The organism is Novosphingobium ovatum (assembly GCF_009909235.1).
In the GTDB taxonomy this organism is placed as follows: Bacteria; Pseudomonadota; Alphaproteobacteria; order Sphingomonadales; family Sphingomonadaceae; genus Novosphingobium; species Novosphingobium ovatum.
Window position 1 is genome coordinate 374081 of sequence record NZ_JAAAPO010000004.1, and the last position, 16883, is coordinate 390963.

The following is a 16883-nucleotide window of genomic DNA, read 5'->3' on the forward strand; positions in this document are numbered from 1 at the left end:
TGCAGGAGGCGTCCATCCCATAAGATGAGACCCAATCCCTCCAGCCCAAAATCGGCTGCCAAGCCCGCCAAGAAGCCCGCCGAGGTGGTGGTGAAAGATATTCGCCGTGCCACACGCCGGCATGTCTCGGCCGAGGATAAAATCCGTATCGTGCTCGAAGGCCTGCGCGGCGAGGAGAGCATTGCCGAGCTTTGCCGCCGCGAAGGCATCGCCCAGAGCGTGTATTATGCCTGGTCGAAGGAATTCCTCGAGGCCGGCAAGCGCCGCCTGGCGGGGGATACCGCCCGCGCTGCTACCAGTGACGAAGTCAAGGATCTGCGCCGGGAAACGCTGGCCCTGAAGGAATGCGTCGCCGACCTGACGCTCGAGAACCGCCTACTGAAAAAAAGCATGATCGCGGATGGGGACGGCGTCGCATGAGGTATCCCGCCGCAGAAAAGCTCGAGATTATCCGCCTTGTTGAGCAGTCCCATCTGCCCACCCGCCAGGTGCTGGACCAGTTGGGCATCGCCCGCCGCACCTTTGCCCGCTGGTATGCCCGCTATCTTGATGGCGGGCCCGAGGCGCTCGAAGACCGCCCTTCGGCGCCAAACCGGGTGTGGAACCGGTTGCCCGATGATGTGCGCAAGCAGATCATCGACATGGCTTTGGAGAACAGCGAACTCTCGCCCCGCGAACTGGTCACCAAATTTACCGATGAGAAGCAATACTTTGTCTGCGAGGCCACGGTCTATCGCCTGCTCAAGGCACAGGATCTGATCGCCAGCCCGGCCTATATCGTCATCAAGGCCCGCGACGAGTTTCACACCAAAACCACCCGGCCAAACGAGATGTGGCAGACCGATTTTACCTACTTCAAGCTGATCGGGTGGGGCTGGGTCTATCTCTCGACCGTGCTCGACGATTATTCGCGCTACATCATCTCGTGGAAACTCTGCACCACGATGACGGCGGGTGACGTGACGGACACGCTGGACCTTGCCCTGGTCGCCTCGGGCTGTGACAGCGCCACAGTGCTGCACATGCCGCGCCTGCTCTCGGACAATGGCCCAAGCTATGTCGCGGGCGAACTGGCCGCCTATATCGAAGCCCAGGCCATGAGCCATGTGCGCGGCGCGCCCTTCCACCCGCAAACACAGGGCAAGATTGAGCGCTGGCACCAGACCTTGAAGAACCGCATCCTGCTGGAGAATTACTACCTGCCCGGCGACCTCGAAGCCCAGATCGAGGCCTTCATCGAGCATTACAACCACCAGCGCTATCACGAGAGCCTGGGCAATGTGACGTCCGCCGATGCCTACTTCGGCCGTGATCGGGAGATCCACGCCCAGCGTGCCGCCATCAAGAAGCAGACCATCGAACATCGCCGCTTGCAACACCGCAAGCTCGCCGCCTAAAAGCAAACCCCAGACGAGGCCCTATCTCCGTTAACGATACGCCTATTTTGCGCCAAATGTTTCGACGACGGACAGAGCCTTTTGCTGTGGCCGGCCTATGGCGGGCGACCGAGGAATGGGGCGATGCCTACACCATGGTCATGGTCGAAAGCTCGCCCCAGATGCGTGAGGTCCATGATCGGATGCCGGTGATCCTGAGGCAGGAGCAATGGAAGGCATGGATCGAGGCCTCACCACGGGAAGCCTTTGGGCTTTGCCGGACCTGGGAGGATGAACTGGCCGTTGAGCAGACCACGACCCGGTGGGCGGGGCGCGGCCGCATGGGAATGCTGCCGTTCGAGTGAAGCATTCCGCTGCAGGCATCGATCGATGCGAAGAGCGGAGGTGGAGGCGGCGGTGCGAGCAATTCCGCTCGCCCGAGAGTTCTCGCCTCATGCTCACCGACAGCGAACGCTTCGCCTTCACAGCCCAGCGCATCCATAGCTTTGCCAACACCGGGAATGCCTATGACGCCACGCAGACCGACGAACAGATCACCAGCGGTGACGCGCTGCTGATCCTGCCGGAGGGCGTTGTCGGCGTGGCTCATTGTTGGCCCTTCGCCGTTACGCAGGTGACGGGCAAGCTCCATGGCGTTCAGCCCAAGGCGCATGAAACGCTGGGTGATTTCACCGCCGCTTTCAACCTGACTACCGCCGATATTGAGGCTGCCATCGCGCTGGCCACGGCGCTCGGCTTCGTCGTCGATCCAGCGCTGGCAGCGCTCGTCACGCCCGCCGCCTAAAGCTCATCCACCGGAGAACCATCATGCTGACCACCGCCACGCCGGCGGGCGCTGACGCGCGCCTGGAACAGATTGCCCGGCTCAATGATCGCACCCGCCTTGGCCTCGACCGCAGCGCCCGCATCGTCATCACCCGCAATTGCCTTGAACGTCTTGCCGAGGCCGAAGGGGCGCCTGAGGAAACCATCGTGTTGCAAGCCCGCCTCATGGCGGCCTTTCGGCATTGCACCTTCTCGGAAGATAGCCCTGAACGGGACTTTGCCGCGATCGAGTTCCTCGGTCGCAAGGTGTGGATGAAGATCGATTACTACGACGCGGCCATGGAATTCGGCTCGGAGGATCCCGCCGATGCCTCGATCACCACGCGGGTGATGACCATCCTGCTGCCCGAGGATTACTGATGTGCGGGCAGCTTGTCGTCGACCGCGCCCACGAAAGGTTCGGCGCCGAGGTCACCATCGCCGACCTCGCGCGCCATTCCTTTCTCGACTTCAACTGCAACCTTGTCCACATTTACGAGGTCTGGGAAAGGCTTGAAGAAGACTGGCGCTTCGAACTCGACCGCGACGCCAGCACGCTGGAGTATGCCACGGGTGTATCCGCGCGCTTCAAGGACGGCTCGACCCTCCACATCAGCGCCTGGGCCGATTGCTGCGACGGCTCTGGCTGCCGCCATTGCCGCGGCTGAACCCATCCCACCAAGGAGCCTTCCATCATGCGCTTTCAACCCACCGTCGAGACGCTGGCCATCGTGCAGCGCCTCGGCGGACATTGGAATGGCCGCTATGCGCTGGTGCCGTGCCCGGCGCATGAGGATCGCACGCCCAGCCTGTCGATCCGGCAAGGGCGGAATTCTATCCTCGTCCATTGCTTCGCTGGATGCGATGGCGGCGATGTTATGCAGGCCATCCGGCATGTGCTGGGGCATCCGGTTGGCAGCCAGCGGGCTTTGCCCGTACCAGCCAATGACCGGATCGCGCCCTTTCAGCGCCTATGGTCCGAAGGGGTGGCGATCGCCGGGACGCTCGCCCACCGCTACCTGCGCGAGATCCGGGGCATCACCTTGCTGCCACCTGATGTCCGGTTTCATCCTGCTTGCCCGATGGGGCGCGGCCCATCGCCCAAACGCCTGCCAGCCTTGCTGGTCGGCGTTTTCCATGCGCAGCTCCTTATTGCCATTCAGCGGCTGTTCCTCGACCCTGTGACCGGTCAGCGCACGCATCGCATGATGCTGGGAAATTCGCGGGGCGGAACCTGGCCCGCCAGCTTGGCGGGCGACACCATGCGGATTGCGGAGGGCTTTGAGACGGCGTGCGCCTATCACCAACTCACGGGGCGTGAGGCCGGAACCAGCTTTGGTTTGCGTAACTTTGCTGGCTTTGCCGTCGGCTCCGGCATCCGGCAGGTCATTCTCCTGCCTGACAACGACCATGAGGGAATGCAGGCGGCAAGTGCTGCCATCGCTGCGCGGCAATCGCCCGAGCAGTCCTTCAGGCTTGAGCGCTGCCCTGCTGGTTTCAACGATTGGGCGGAGATGACACGTCCACCTGTTCACATGTCAACGGCTTCATAGGTCCGCATGTGAACAGGTGAACATGTGGATGATGCCACAGGTGGCAGAGTCGAGAGGGCGATGGGTGGGTAACCTGAAAGGAGGCCCAAAACCCATGTTCATCATTCCCGAACTACCCGCTCCAGGCTCGCTTGCCGATCCCAGCTTTATGACCAGCGACGCTGGCGAAAGCTGGATCGGGGCGCTGGCCGAGAACTTCCCGCACACCCGCTACTGGCGGGACCGCTCCGACTGCTGGTCGCTCAAAAGCCTCAACGCCTTGGCCGCGCGGATCATCGACGCCCGCTATGACGGCAATGCTATTGAGGATGCCATGGAGGCCGAATTCCCGCCCGCCGAACCTTACCAGACCTGGTATCACGAGGTGGCGCCGCAATTGCGCTCGTGCTTGCATGAGGCAGACCTCGACGATGACAGCGAGGCCATCGACGCCATTCGCTATGCCTGGGAGGACCATGCTGCCGAGCGCGATGACAGCAGCGTGGCCGATCTCTTCGCCAGCTATGACCGCTGCGAATTGCTGTTCCGCTTCAGCGCCGAGCGCTGGCTCGATGATGCGCTGGTCTTCTCGCATCGCCCTTGGCCTCAGGCCAGCGAGCTTGCCATCACCGCCAATCTGCAATTCGCGCTGAACAACCTCGGTTACACTATCGGTGAGTTCCGCAAGGTCAGCGGCAACCGCCATCCCGCCGACCGCGCCCTACCACGTCATTCCCGGCGGCGGCGCGCGCCGATCATCAGTCACGAGCAACTTGCCGAAATCATCGACAATGCTTGCTCCACTTCCTTCCTCTTCTGCCTTTATGCGATCGTGCCGATCCCGGACCTGATCGCGCTAGACCTCAGCCGTCCCGTCACTTTCGAGAAATGCTGGGTGGCGACGATGGACCCGATCAACGGCACCTTCTTCGACGTGCCGGCCAACGGGCCGGTGACTGTGAAGCCGGAGGATGGACGCTTCCTGTCCGGCGGGCATCTGCGCTGGTCGCCGGAGAACATCTGCGGGCTGCATACGCCCTATTATCATGCTTCAGTGAAGCAGCCTGCGCCTGAAAACTGCTGATCGGTGCGAGAAGGAGAGCGGGTGGAACGAGAGTGTCATGGGCGCTGGCGCCCAGAGACACATCCCACCCTCCGGCCCCTGGAATGCAAGACGGGGCCTTTGCCAAAGGAAACCTGCATGAACATCGGCACCATTCGCGCCAACGATCGCGGCGCGCTGACCGGCAGCATCGCCACGCTGACCGTCGCCATGAGCTTCGCCCTGCGCGGCGTGGCCTCGAACCACCCCAATGCCCCGCGCTATGAAATCTGCACGCGCAGCCCCGCCGGTGCCGCCGTCCAGGTTGGCGCGCTCTGGGAGCAAACCTCGAAGACGACCGGCGAGTGCTTCCTGCAAGGCCGGATCGATGATCCCTCGATGGCGCGGCCGCTGGCGATCAGCGCCTTTCGCCAGAGCGACGGTAGCTACAATGTCGCCTGGCTGCGCCCCCAGCGCCGTTCCGGCTTAAGTGTGTCGGCCTCGGCGAACGACAATCCCACTTATCTGGACGCGGCCTGACGGCTTTCTCGCGATGCCTCGGGTGACGTTCGATGGGGGCATCATTCTCCTGCCTGCGGCGCTTGGCGTCATGCCGGGATGCTGGCCTTTCTCGGCTCCGGCGGCGCGGGCGCTGGGCGGCCACCGGGCGGGGAAGAGTTGAGGGGAATGAGGATAGGTGTCTGGGGCCAAGGGGCCAAAGACGCGAACCAACCTTCGGCACCCAGGACGCAAGAGGGTGTCGGGCCAGAGGAGAATACGGCCATGAATATCGGTGAATTGAAGCTCAACGGCGCTGGCGTTTACATGGGCAAGATCCAGACCGCCACGCTTGACCTCGTGGTGGGCCTGCGCCCGGTCAATTCCAGCAATGCCGCCGCCCCCAAGTATGACGTGATGGTCCGCGCCAAGAATGGCCAGTTCATCCCCGTCGGCGGCCTGTGGGAGAAGACCGCGAACAACGGCGGCGGCACCTTCCTTCAGGGCCAAATCGATGATCCCAGCTTCGAGGTGCCGCTGTCGATCGCGCTTTTCGCGCAGGCCGATGGCGCGCTCAACATTGCCTGGTCGCGTCCGCGCCGTCGGGCCGAGGCTGGCTTTGCCGATACGGCCGTGATGGGCGCGGCCAACGATGGCTTCGGCGCCGGTGATGATGCTCGCCGCGACGCCTCGCCCTTTGGCGATCTCGAACCGGGTCTTGCCAAGGCGGCCTGATCCTAACCTCCAGAATGCTTGTTCCTATGGGCGGCCCGTCTCGCGACGGGTCGCCTATTTTCGTTCAATGCTTGATGGGATCATCGAGATCGGGGCGGACCAAATCGACATGGCTGACGCCCAGCGCCAACGACAGCTCGTAAAGCGTGATGACGGTTGGATTACGCCGTCCACGCTCCAAACTGCTGAGATATTGCTGGCTAAAGCCAGAACGCTCCTCGACCTGCTCCTGAGTCAGGCCCTGATCCCGACGCAGGCGCGCGAAATTTCGGCCAACCAGTTTACGCATGTCCATGCGCAGCAGGATCGCGATTTACATACTTTGAGTTTATCAACTTCTCTATTCGTCAAGGGGAAGCATTGATTCCCCAGCGATTGGCTTCGCAAGCCGGTAATGGTGCTGCTCCCGACCAGATTACGTCGTTCCGATGCGGTGCTGGGAATGTCGGTTCACCCCGACACCTTCCGTTCACGGCTCCTCGAACTGCGAGCCTAGGCCGCTGACAAAGCCGACCTCCGCTGACCTAGTTTCCGTCGTCAAAAGCTATTCGCCTGAAAATCAGCTTGCCTCCTGACTTTATGACAAAACTGACCTAAGCAAGAAACAGGACCAGAAAGGGAACGGATGACGCGCAAACTTTTCGTGATCGGCAATGGCTTCGATCTGCATCATGGCATTCGGTCAGGATACAGCGATTTCGGCCGCTATGTGAAGTCGGCCGATCCGGACGTCTACGCCCTCATCGAGGAATATCTTGGCATCGATGATGACTTCTGGAAAACCTTCGAGGAGCGACTTGCTAGCTTCGACTCCGACACAGTGATCGATAATGCCGAGCAATTTCTGGTGTCCTATGGTTCGGATGACTGGAAAGACTCGGCCCATCATGATTTCGAATACGAGATCGAGCGGGTGGTCAGCGGGCTAGCGGATGGCATGCGGGGCCGATTCGCCAAGTGGATCCGCCAGCTGGCGATGCCGGCGGCAGGCAGCTTTACGGCAGTTCGCTGCATCGATCCGACCGCCGCTTTCCTGAATTTCAACTACACGCCCACGCTTCAGCAACTCTATGGGGTGCCGGATAGCAACGTGCTGCACATCCATGGCCAGGCATCTGACCAGGATGCGCAGATCGTCCTGGGACATGGCTGGGATCGGAGCGCCGAGGACAGGCTCTCAAACAGCGTTGACGAAGACACGGACACGCGCGTTGCCGGTGGTTATCGGCTCATCGATGACTATTTCGCCCGGACCTTCAAACCGACCGAGCAGATCATCAAACGAAATCGATCGTGGTTCGACAATCTCGTTGACGTTAGCGAAGTCTTTGTGCTCGGTCACTCGCTCTCTGATGTTGATGAATCGTACCTTCGTGAGGTCGCCAGTCACGTCGATCCAGCGGCGCGGTGGACCGTCAGCTACCGCAGCTCCCTGACGCACACCTGCGAGCGCTTCGCGAATTTTGCTGTGCCACGATGTACCGTCACCTTTGCCGGCCTCGCGTCGCTGTAATGTCAGGGGTATCACTGGCTCCGGCCTGAGACTCGTCACTTCGCGTGAGCAACCCATGCGTATCTTCATCGATGAGTCGGGAAATTTCAGCGGGACGGGCGACGCAAGGTCCGCAGTGTCCGCCATAGGCGCGCTTTAGCTCGAAAGCGCGACGCTGCCACGCTTGTTCGGAAAATAAGCAAGGCTTCGAGCCAATTTACCAAGAAGCAGGACGGGTGAGGTCAAGGGTAGCGGCCTCGATGAATGCCAGATCGCAGAACCCGACCAGTATACGCAGTTTAGCAAATGGTGCTTGAGAGTCCCATCACCCCGCAACTCGTGACGGACAACGCCCGGCAGGCCATCACTGTTTCATCTAGCGCAGGGGTCATTCGGCAATGGAGGATAGCCCCAGACTGGCGATTTATGCCGATGGTGATCTATTCAAGCATCTCACCCCTCGCTCTGCCAGCAGAGGCAGCGCGATCATCAATCCCGCATTGCCAATCTGGATCAGGGCCACGATGCCAGCATCTTGCACCACGCCTTTGACCAGCAACAGCATGCCCGCGATCAGGATGCCGTGCAGGGTCAACCCTAAGGCAACCACAGCCACAACAACCGCCTTGGTCCACAAACGCGCCCCCACCAGCACCCAAAATGCCAAAGGCAGGAACACTGCCACAGCGGTGAGCAGGCCCGGATTGTAAACGCCGCCATCGGCCAAAGCTCGCCCGATATGCGCCAGCATGTTGACTGCGATCACGCCATAAAGGCCAAGGCCCGCCCATGGGTGGCGCTTGGCCAGCCATGCACCAAGGGGCGCGGCAATCCAGAACAGGGGTACGTTTACTGCGGTGAACACCGCCCCCGGCACGGGGCAAACCGGGTAAAGGCCCGGAAAGCCGAACATCGCGCAGAACGCCTTGGGGAAGGCATCGGCATCCCCGTGGATGTCCAAGCCATATTCCTCGACATTGTGGACCAGATAGGCCGCCACCCCCACCCAAGACAGCCAGCCCCAATCACGCCAGCGCGCAACAGACCGATCCATGCGCAAGGCATTGCCCGCCAGCAAAGCCACCAGCGGGATGGCGGCCACCAAACCGATCCACGGGAATGCTGTGTCGAGCAGTGCCATGCCTCTCTCCTAACCCAAAGCTTCGGCGGGGCCAAAGAACTCATAGTGGCGGTTTTCTGCTGGCAGGCCAATTTCGGCCAGCGCCTTGTTCACAAAACCCATGAAGGGCTTGGGACCAAGGAAATAGGCATCCGCATCAACCGGCACCCATGCCTGAAGCTGGTCCAGCGAGGGGCGGCCCGAGAGGCCATCGCGGTGCTCGCCCTGCTCATACACCACATAGGCGGAGAATCGTGGATGGGCCGCCCAGCCATCGATAAGATCGCCAAAGGCGTGGACATCGCCGTTCCGGGCATAGTGGATGAAGATCACATCGCGCTTACCCGCCGCCAGCGCGGCCTGCGCCATGGCCAGCGTGGGAGTGATGCCCACGCCGCCGCTGATCAGCGCCAAAGGCGCATCGCCATCGCGCAGCACAAATTCGCCAGCGGGCGGGAACACCTCCAGCGTGTCGCCCACCTGAACATGGTCATGCAGATGGTTGGACACCAGCCCGCCCTTCTCGCGCTTCACGCTGATGCGCAGGGTCTGGCCATCGGCCATTTGCGAGAGCGAGTAGTTGCGCCGCACCTCCTGCCCGTCAATCGTCAGGCGCAGGCCCAGATATTGCCCCGGCTGATAGGCCACCACCGCCCCGCCATCGACAGGCTCCAGCGTGAAGGAGGTGATCTCCGCGCTCTCGGCCACTTTGTGCGCGACGCGGAAATCGCGCCCCCCGCGCCAGCCACCGGGCGCTGCGGCAAGGCGTTCATATTCCGCCGCCTCGGCCCCGATCAAGATGTTGGCCAATTGCCAATAGGCCTCGCCCCACGCTTCGATCACGGCATCGGTGGCAATCTCCTCACCCAAAACTTCGCGGATGGCGCGCAGCAGGCAGGCGCCCACGATGGGGTAATGTTCGGGCAGGATTTGCAGCGCGACATGCTTCTGGATGATCTGCGCGGGCAAGGCACCCAGCGCGCCCAGATTGTCGATATGGCGGGCGTATTGCAGCACCGCATTGGCCAGCGCGCGCGGCTGTGTGCCATGGGCCTGATGCGCCTGATTGAACAGGGGGCGCACCTGCGCATATTCGCTCAGCATCATCGTGTAGAAATGGGTGGTCAGCGCCTCGCCGCCGGTTTCCAGCAGCGGCACGGTGGCTTTGATGATGGCGGTCTGTTCAGCGCTCAGCATGGGGTATGTCCTTGGGTTTGTGGTGTCGATCCGACTCGTAATCATGCATCTCAAATGCTAGATATAGCCGAAGGCATAATGATGCAAATGAAATGCACCTTTAAGGACACAACCTATGCGCCTGACCCGTTTCTCCGATTATGCCGTGCGCGTGATGCTCTATCTCGCCACGCATCCAGACCGCCTCTGCTCCGTCGGCGAAATCGCAAAGGCTTACGATATATCGCAAAATCATCTGATGAAGGTGGTGAGCGATCTTGCCGCTCATGGCTATGTCGAGGCTTTGCGCGGCCGCAACGGCGGGCTTCGCCTTGCCCGCCCCGCGCCCGACATCAACATCGGCCGCCTGATCCGCCACACCGAGGGCGAGATCGATCTGGTGGGCTGCTCGGAATGCAAGCTCAACGGAGCCTGTAGCCTGCCCGATCCGCTCGATCAGGCGCTGACCGCCTTCTTTGCGGTGCTGGAACGTTACACTCTGGCCGATGTGCTGGGCGACAAGGCAGAGCGCCTCCTTGCGCGGTTGAATTGAATGGGCAGCGTTTCACCAATGACTGGTTCCGAAGTAACGTGACTCACCCAGAAGCGACGGCGACCGGCGAATTTGTCCCACCCTCAGCCTTTGCCGTCATCGGCTAATTCCCCTGACCATCAGATGACTTCGGTAGGAGCAACAGGTCCGCAGCATTGATGCCCAGCCCCTTGGCGAGCCGGTCGACCACATCAATGCTGGCGGAATAGACGCAGCGTTCTAGTGCGCTGATGTAGGTCCGATCAATGTCAGCCCGATAGGCGAGCTCTTCCTGCGACAAGCCAGCGGCCTGCCGGTGTCGGCGCAGATTGGCGGCAAATATCTCCTGGATCTCCATGACCCGGAAAAGCCGCTCTTGATGAGTATTTAACCACGGAGTATTCTCGACAAACAACGCCGTGGGGTTCCGCTTGCAATGTTCCAGTTCCGATTGAAGTCCCGCTTGGGGTCATGCTTCTCTGCGCAGTCGGCGCGGGGCCGCTGCAAGATGGGGTCGGAAGGTCCGGCGGGTCTTATCTATAGTGCGGCATATGGTTGGCCAGTTGATAACGCGACCTCGCCGTCCCAACCTCCCTCGCGGGAACTTCTTCCGCTGGCGCGGAAACCTGTCAGCCTTTGGACGTCACACCTCCTGCGCTGCCCAGCGGAAATCAGTGCCATCGGCCCACATGCGATGGAGGATGACCCCCATCTTGCGGGCCAAGGCTACGACCGCCTTCTTCCTGCCGCGGCGCTTGGCAAGGCGCATTGCCCAAGATCTCAAAGCCGATGGTTTCGCGACGCGGGTCATCAGCACTTGGGCGGCCTCAAAGAGCGAGGCGCGCATCATGGCGTCGCCCGCTTTGGATATTCGGCCAGTCCAATCGACTTCGCCGGATTGGTATCGCTTCGGAGTGAGGCCGAGGTGCGCCCCAACGGTGCGAGATCGGCTGAAGCGCGATGGCACGTCGATCGCAACTCGGAAATTCATGGCCACGACGGCACCGACGCCGGGCATGGTCATCAGCCGGCGGCAGACGGGATCCTCTTTGACGACCCGCAGCAGGATGCCGTGCAGTTCATCATACTGTCGGCGCATAGCGTTCCGCGCGATCAGCATGGGTTCCACCACCTCGGCCAAGAAAGCGTCGAAGGCAGCGAGGTCGCGAATTCGCTCATCGAAGGCCTTGGGCGTGACCTTGCCCACCTTCAAGCCAAAGTTTTTGAGGAGGCCCCGCAGGTCAGCCTCGATGTCCAAGAGCTTGGACTTGAGGACTTTGCGCGCCTGAAGCAGCACATTGAGCCGTTGGCTGCGGTCAGACTTGATGTGAACAGGCTTGAACAGCCCGACGCGCATCATCAGCGCGAGACCGCGCGCGTCGTTCCGGTCGGTCTTGTTCATGGTCTGCGCCCGCAGCACTTGCGCCATATGGCGCGCTTCGACGCAAACCACCGGCAGGCCCGCTTCGGCCAGCGCAGAATAGATGTGCTGCGAAAGCGGTCCAGCTTCCAGCCCAACGCGCTCAAGGTCTGCCGCCAAGGGGCGCAGCGCCGCCACAAGGTCTTCCGCCTCGCTGGGCACCTTCAGTTCGCGAATGATCTCACCGACAGCATCGACAACGCAGATGCTCGTCAGGTTCAGGGAAACGTCCAGTCCTGCAAAATAGGCCATTTCGAGTCTCCATGTTTTGATGGAGCCACATTCAGATGGGGCACGCCGCGACGAATACCACCATCTATAATATGTAAATGATCTTGCAGGACGATCCCTCGGCCCCTCGTGGTGGCCAATCCGCGTTAAGTTTCGGCTTCCCGAGCGTTGTAACGCCTGTTTGCTAATCTGCGCTTGTCAGAACAGCCCTGCCAAAGGCCTCACATCATGAACGATCAACGCATTCCGCTCACCCACGCCGACTATCAGGCAATCAGTGCCACACTGGGCGAGATAAAGTCCCGACTCTCCGACGCTGGGGATCTGATGGCAGCCATGCACATCGATCATGCGCTGCAATGCCTTGATCCCGAAAATCCGCTCAACCAGCAGGCCACCGCTCAGGCCTGAACTTCCAGTGGGCACCGACGCGGCTGTTTTGGCGCGCCCGTTCCGTTTCGGATAGGCGCAGCATCCCGGTGACGATCAGCTTGTTGCCCCATGGAGCTTCGAGGCGACCGCCTGCCGGGTTTCATGCCAAGGGTGGAAAGCTGCGGGTCGAAGCCAAGCCATGCTCCGGACCCTTTGTCTGGCGACCATTGAGCGCCAGCGCGAGAGCGTACGGGCAAGCTAACCCTTGGCAAGCGCCAAGCATGGCACCTGATTCCAGGGCGGCCCGACAGCCAAGCACAACCTTGGTCACACATCTCCGGGCAATCTGACCGGCAAGCCATCCCGCCAGAGAAGGGATGAACACTACGCCCGCGCGGGACCGCCGCAACCCCCATTTGTCGACCGAGTTCTTCGCTGCGCTCAGGCCCGCACCCCTCGAAAAATGGAGGTTCCCCTGCGCTTCGCTCCGGTGCGGCGGTCCCTCAATCGCGGGCTGCGCTTCAGTTCATCCCGGCGGGAAAGGCTCGCCGGTAAGATCTGGAGACATCCCATGAACAAGGTTTTCCTGTCCGGCCGCATCACCTCCGACATCAGCCGCTTCGGCACCGACAGCAAGGGCGGCGTCAGCTTCACCCTCGTCACCAGCAGGCCGGTCATCAAGGATGGCCAGGTCGTCAAGGGCGACGATGGCTACGCCGAAACCTACGACCAGTTCCACACCATCAAGGCCTTCAACGGCCTCGGCAAGTCGATCGCCAACCACAAGAAGAAGGGTGAAAAGCTGATCGTCACCGGCGAGATCCGCTACACCAAGAACGAGAAGGACGGGCGCACCTTCTACAACACCGAGATCGTCGCCGACGAGATCGAGTTCATCTGACCAAGACGGGCGGCCCCACGGGCCGCCCTTCCTTTTTCGGGAGTAAGCCCATGTTTTACACCTCGGCCTTCGATGAATTCGCCTGCGTCCCCTGCGGCATCACCGTCACCAACCCCGCCATGGTCGCCCGCATCCGCGCCCATGCCGCCACGATAAGCGATTACGAGATCGCCGCCCATCTGGGCAACGCCATCGCCTCTTCGACCGACGCCGCTCACGCCCTTGCCTGGGAACAGAGCCAGCTTGGCGAAGTCAGCGCCGAGACGCTGGTCGACGCCGAATATTTCGAGGAACTGGTCGCCGCCTGGAGCCTGATCGCCAGCGAGCGCGGCATCGACAGTCTGGACGGGCTACTCATCGATGTGGTGGCGTTGCATTGAGTGGCGAGCTGGTAGCGCCGATCGGCGCTGCCAGCGGTCCGCTAAAAGACAAATTCCACTTTGCCGATTACCAAGCGACCGGCTTGTGAACCGAGCCGCTGATCGTGGCGACTGGATCTGAGAATTGCGATGAGACCAACAAGTGCGTTCGCGGTTCGACCTTGAAGTCGGCAAGTCGCTTGAGCTCTACGCTCCCTTTCGGGCGAGGCGGAGCGAGGCCAATGGTCAATCCGCAGTCAGCTTTGGCCATACGAATTGGCGTTAACAGGTCAGAATCATTGGAAATGATCACGGCGCATTGACAGGCCGAGCGGTAAGCATCGCGCAACAGATAAGCGGCAAGATTGACATCCGAGCCTTTTTCTTCGGTCTTGTGGACCTAGGCCTTGTCCAGCGCTCCCGTTACAGGATCAGCCTTCAAGACAGGTTGTCCGCCAGCTTTCATATATCTCCCAGTGGCTGGATCCGTTGCAACCACCACTTGGCTTACAACGGAGCTCATGAAGGTTCCTAAATGAACTTCGACACGAGGAAGGGTCGCCAAGGCATTGAGATAGGCCTGCTGGCGCACTGGTTGATCGGGATCTTGGGGGCGGGCATCGACTTTGGCCGTGAAATAATATATCTTCTCGACGGTATTTTTCGGGAGCAACTGGTCACAGAAGCGCTCCAGATCAAGCCACTTGAACGCGGTGCCCTTCAACAAGCCATAATAGAGGTTGAAGCCGTCGATGTAGACGTGTGTGTCCAAAAGGCTGTCCCGAAAAGAGCAACGGCGGGCTTTCGCCCGCCGTGCGCCCGGCAACCGAAGCTGCCGGGGGAGTAGTGACGATGAGATAGGCTTGCTGGCAGAATTTTTCAATCGCTTTCTTTCTGATCAGCAGGATCATGAGATCGGGACGCCTGCCCGCCAAGGCGGTCACCGCGCTCTATTCCGCCCAAAACCCTGATGGGCTCCGGGCTCCACCGAGCCCCGTGTGGGTCTCGGCCCATTCGGGTGACGATCGCATGGCGCAGGGCGCTTGGGGCACCGTAGCGTACCCCTGAAACCAACAATCTCTTTCTCGTAGTCCTATTATGGCAAGCTGGCCGGGCGCTTGTGCAAGGATGCGCGGTGCCCCCAATTTTGCGGCGGGCCAGCCCACCACAAAATCGGCTCCCCCACGCCCCGCTGGCGCGGCGTCAACCGGGGTCCGTCCGCGCTTTTTGGTCGCATCGCTGTTGCCAAAAACCGGTTCCCACTTTTTGGCGCGATGCTCCGGCGCTCCCGGCTTCCCGGCCAACGTCCCTGACAAGCTGGTCCAGCTCGCCCTCTGACCTCCCGTCATCACGAAGATGACGAACAAGAAGCCTTCTGGAGGTCACCATGACGCAAGCATTCGCCAACTTTGAAGCCCCCTCTGCCTTTTACCGCGAGCAGATCGAAGTCCCCGGCTTTGACACCGCCTTCACCGAGCAGGGCAGTATGGCGCAACTATCCGTCCACGACGAACCCGTCGCCACCGACATGCCCGACCCGCAGGCCGCGCGCGGCGCGATGGAAATGGTGATCGGCACCGTCTTTGACCTCTTCCATGGCACTCGCATGGAGGAATTCGGCCAGGACATCGTCTGGGGCATCGTCAACAGCTTCCACGTCACCTCGCAGCGCATCGAGAAGCGGGAAGATGAAGCCACCAAGAAGCTGGGCGACATGGCCCGCGCCTTTGACCCTTCTGAAATCTACGCCGTCGAACTGGAAGAGACGCAGCGCATTGCCCAGACGCTGATGGACTGCCGCGAGGCCATGGAGGCCATGCGCGACTACGCCGGTGAGATCTACCGCGTCGAAACCGGTCGCCCGTTCTCTTGCCTGAAAGGCACCCGCGTGTCCTCCGGCCTGACCGCAAGCCAGATCGACGCCCGCGACTTCCTCGCCGCCCGCGCAGCCAAGCGCCGCGAAGACCACGCGCCCACTGGCCCGGTGGTGATCTTCTCCGGCGGCACCGACTGGCACGACCACGAACTGCTTTGGCAGGCGCTCGACGAGACCCACACCCGCGTGCCCCACATGATCCTCGCCACCACAGCCCAGCACAAAGGCTGCGACCAGATCGCCCACGCCTGGGCCGCCGCGCGCGGCGTCAAGACCGTCCGCTTCACCCTCAACCGGGCACTGGGCAAGCGCGCAGGCTTCGTCCGTAACGAGCAACTGATGAACCTCAAGCCGGTCCACGCCATCGTCTGCGAAGGCTCGGGACTCCAGTCCAACCTCTTGAGCCGCGTGCGTGAGGCGAACCTGCCCCACCATGCCTTCGCCCAGCGTCACCAGCGCATCGCTGCCTGACGTTTCGGAGGGCGCCGCTTCCGCGGCGTCCTCCTTCTATTTTTCCGATGGCAGGAGGCACGCGGACGTAGAGGTGGGACAAGCCCACCTCATGCCGCGCGCCTGTTGGAAACGGCGAGAAACACGAAGCTGGCCACAAACCCACATTTGCGGTAATGATGGATCGTTGTAATCGCCAAGAGGTCGTCATGAGCCGCCTGACCATCGACATTACCAGCCAACAGCACCAAAGCCTGAAGGCACTGGCTGCCCTTCAAGGTAAGACGATCAAGCAATATGCGCTCGAACGCCTGTTCCCCGCTGATGCCAGCGGCGATCAGGCTTGGCGCGAATTGCAGGTGCTGCTGGGCGAACGCATCGAGCAGGGCTTGGCCGGACAGACCTCGGCGCTGAGCATCAGTGCCATCGTTGATGAGGAATTGGGCACGGGCCAAGCCTCTTGAGCCACGCCTATGTTCTGACTGCGGCGGCCGAGGCTGATGTCCGGTCGATCATCCGTTACACGCGCCAGCAATGGGGCGAGGCGCAAGTCCGCGCCTATATGGCCAAAATCGAGCAAGGCATCGCTCGTCTCGCGCAAGGCTTGGGCTCTTACCGTGACATGAGCGATATGCATCCCGGCCTGCGGATGGGCCGCTGTGAGCATCACTATGCCTTCTGCCTTGAACGCGACATCGATCCACCGCTGATTGTCGCCATCCTGCATGAGCGGATGGACCTCATTCAGCGGCTCGGCGACCGGCTCTCATTGACTTGAATTGCCATGATGCAGATGGCTGGTCGGCGACTGGGCAGCGGCCAAGAACCCGGTGATCGGCAGCCTTTGCCAAGCATCCACGATCAATCTTAAATGCCCAGTTCCTGAAGGGAGCAGCAGCACACCGAACGCGGAGGACCGCTCAGTGAAGGGGTGGGCTATGGCTAG

At 61.3% G+C, this 16883-nt stretch carries 23 protein-coding genes; 17 read left to right on the forward strand and 6 right to left on the reverse strand.

All coding sequences use genetic code 11. The annotated features are described in order from the left end of the window. The first annotated feature begins 24 nt into the window (after positions 1-24). The 9 genes from GTZ99_RS11765 (at position 25) to GTZ99_RS11805 (ending at position 6008) form a co-directional block, all read left to right on the forward strand. A protein-coding gene (locus GTZ99_RS11765) for an IS3 family transposase (RefSeq protein WP_161719066.1) occupies positions 25-1397 on the forward strand; the annotation gives its coding sequence in 2 pieces (ribosomal slippage) (positions 25-382 and positions 382-1397; 1374 coding nt in all). Positions 1398-1453: 56 nt separating this feature from the next. Further along, positions 1454-1741: an SOS response-associated peptidase family protein gene (locus GTZ99_RS11770; protein WP_227711289.1), complete on the forward strand. Its 288-nt coding sequence runs from the start codon at positions 1454-1456 to the stop codon at positions 1739-1741. Between the two features lie 89 nt (positions 1742-1830). Then, complete coding sequence (locus GTZ99_RS11775; RefSeq protein WP_161719068.1) at positions 1831-2181, forward strand: hypothetical protein; 351 nt, start codon at positions 1831-1833, stop codon at positions 2179-2181. Positions 2182-2204: 23 nt separating this feature from the next. Next, on the forward strand, positions 2205-2582 hold the full coding sequence (locus GTZ99_RS11780) for a DUF3768 domain-containing protein (protein ID WP_161719070.1): 378 nt from the start codon (positions 2205-2207) through the stop codon (positions 2580-2582). Beyond that, positions 2582-2869 carry a hypothetical protein gene (locus tag GTZ99_RS11785; protein ID WP_161719072.1) on the forward strand — a complete coding sequence of 96 codons (288 nt, stop codon included), beginning with the start codon at positions 2582-2584 and terminating at the stop codon, positions 2867-2869. The genes GTZ99_RS11780 and GTZ99_RS11785 overlap by 1 nt, the downstream gene beginning before the upstream one ends. A 27-nt stretch (positions 2870-2896) precedes the next feature. Beyond that, the gene (locus GTZ99_RS11790; RefSeq protein WP_161719074.1) at positions 2897-3754 is read left to right on the forward strand and encodes a DUF7146 domain-containing protein; all 858 of its coding nucleotides are present in this window, start codon (positions 2897-2899) and stop codon (positions 3752-3754) included. Positions 3755-3848: 94 nt separating this feature from the next. Next, a complete protein-coding gene (locus tag GTZ99_RS11795) occupies positions 3849-4817 on the forward strand; it encodes a hypothetical protein (protein ID WP_161719076.1) in 969 nt (322 codons plus the stop codon). A 117-nt stretch (positions 4818-4934) separates the two neighbouring features. Further along, complete coding sequence (locus GTZ99_RS11800) at positions 4935-5315, forward strand: DUF736 domain-containing protein (RefSeq protein WP_161719078.1); 381 nt, start codon at positions 4935-4937, stop codon at positions 5313-5315. 243 nt (positions 5316-5558) lie between these two features. After that, positions 5559-6008 (forward strand): DUF736 domain-containing protein, encoded by a 450-nt coding sequence (locus GTZ99_RS11805; protein WP_161719263.1) that lies wholly within the window; start codon positions 5559-5561, stop codon positions 6006-6008. Positions 6009-6072: 64 nt separating this feature from the next. Here GTZ99_RS11805 and GTZ99_RS11810 read toward each other — a convergent pair whose 3' ends face one another. Next, a complete protein-coding gene (locus GTZ99_RS11810; protein ID WP_161719080.1) occupies positions 6073-6303 on the reverse strand; it encodes a helix-turn-helix domain-containing protein in 231 nt (76 codons plus the stop codon). 330 nt (positions 6304-6633) lie between these two features. On the opposite strand from GTZ99_RS11810, the gene GTZ99_RS11815 reads away from it, so the two are divergent. Beyond that, complete coding sequence (locus GTZ99_RS11815) at positions 6634-7521, forward strand: bacteriophage abortive infection AbiH family protein (RefSeq protein ID WP_127709301.1); 888 nt, start codon at positions 6634-6636, stop codon at positions 7519-7521. 403 nt (positions 7522-7924) lie between these two features. Here GTZ99_RS11815 and GTZ99_RS11820 read toward each other — a convergent pair whose 3' ends face one another. Both GTZ99_RS11820 and hmpA read right to left on the reverse strand, forming a co-directional pair. Further along, a complete protein-coding gene (locus tag GTZ99_RS11820; protein ID WP_127709303.1) occupies positions 7925-8641 on the reverse strand; it encodes an HXXEE domain-containing protein in 717 nt (238 codons plus the stop codon). 9 nt (positions 8642-8650) lie between these two features. Next, a complete protein-coding gene (hmpA, locus tag GTZ99_RS11825; RefSeq protein WP_161719082.1) occupies positions 8651-9817 on the reverse strand; it encodes an NO-inducible flavohemoprotein in 1167 nt (388 codons plus the stop codon). Positions 9818-9932: 115 nt separating this feature from the next. On the opposite strand from hmpA, the gene GTZ99_RS11830 reads away from it, so the two are divergent. After that, the gene (locus GTZ99_RS11830; protein ID WP_127709308.1) at positions 9933-10349 is read left to right on the forward strand and encodes an RrF2 family transcriptional regulator; all 417 of its coding nucleotides are present in this window, start codon (positions 9933-9935) and stop codon (positions 10347-10349) included. Between the two features lie 103 nt (positions 10350-10452). Here the strand turns inward: GTZ99_RS11830 and GTZ99_RS11835 are convergent, their stop codons facing one another. Both GTZ99_RS11835 and GTZ99_RS11840 read right to left on the reverse strand, forming a co-directional pair. Then, complete coding sequence (locus GTZ99_RS11835; protein ID WP_227711290.1) at positions 10453-10743, reverse strand: helix-turn-helix domain-containing protein; 291 nt, start codon at positions 10741-10743, stop codon at positions 10453-10455. 228 nt (positions 10744-10971) lie between these two features. Next, positions 10972-12000, reverse strand: a complete 1029-nt coding sequence (locus GTZ99_RS11840; RefSeq protein WP_127709312.1) for an IS110 family RNA-guided transposase — start codon at positions 11998-12000, stop codon at positions 10972-10974. Between the two features lie 207 nt (positions 12001-12207). Here GTZ99_RS11840 and GTZ99_RS11845 point away from each other — a divergent pair, with 207 nt between their 5' ends. The 3 genes from GTZ99_RS11845 to GTZ99_RS11855 all read left to right on the forward strand — a co-directional run bounded on the left by GTZ99_RS11845 (position 12208) and on the right by GTZ99_RS11855 (position 13632). Then, positions 12208-12390 (forward strand): hypothetical protein, encoded by a 183-nt coding sequence (locus GTZ99_RS11845; RefSeq protein ID WP_127709314.1) that lies wholly within the window; start codon positions 12208-12210, stop codon positions 12388-12390. Positions 12391-12922: 532 nt separating this feature from the next. After that, a complete protein-coding gene (locus GTZ99_RS11850; RefSeq protein WP_127709316.1) occupies positions 12923-13252 on the forward strand; it encodes a single-stranded DNA-binding protein in 330 nt (109 codons plus the stop codon). 50 nt (positions 13253-13302) lie between these two features. Beyond that, on the forward strand, positions 13303-13632 hold the full coding sequence (locus GTZ99_RS11855) for a hypothetical protein (protein ID WP_127709318.1): 330 nt from the start codon (positions 13303-13305) through the stop codon (positions 13630-13632). A 379-nt stretch (positions 13633-14011) separates the two neighbouring features. On the opposite strand, the gene GTZ99_RS11865 is transcribed toward GTZ99_RS11855, so the two are convergent. Further along, on the reverse strand, positions 14012-14383 hold the full coding sequence (locus tag GTZ99_RS11865; protein ID WP_161719084.1) for a PIN domain-containing protein: 372 nt from the start codon (positions 14381-14383) through the stop codon (positions 14012-14014). Between the two features lie 615 nt (positions 14384-14998). On the opposite strand from GTZ99_RS11865, the gene GTZ99_RS11870 reads away from it, so the two are divergent. The 3 genes from GTZ99_RS11870 to GTZ99_RS11880 all read left to right on the forward strand — a co-directional run bounded on the left by GTZ99_RS11870 (position 14999) and on the right by GTZ99_RS11880 (position 16715). Continuing rightward, a complete protein-coding gene (locus tag GTZ99_RS11870) occupies positions 14999-15958 on the forward strand; it encodes a DUF2493 domain-containing protein (RefSeq protein WP_127709322.1) in 960 nt (319 codons plus the stop codon). Between the two features lie 188 nt (positions 15959-16146). Beyond that, positions 16147-16401 carry an antitoxin gene (locus GTZ99_RS11875; RefSeq protein WP_127709324.1) on the forward strand — a complete coding sequence of 85 codons (255 nt, stop codon included), beginning with the start codon at positions 16147-16149 and terminating at the stop codon, positions 16399-16401. Continuing rightward, a complete protein-coding gene (locus GTZ99_RS11880; protein ID WP_127709326.1) occupies positions 16398-16715 on the forward strand; it encodes a type II toxin-antitoxin system RelE/ParE family toxin in 318 nt (105 codons plus the stop codon). Before GTZ99_RS11875 ends, GTZ99_RS11880 begins: the two co-directional genes overlap by 4 nt. Positions 16716-16883: the final 168 nt, after the last annotated feature.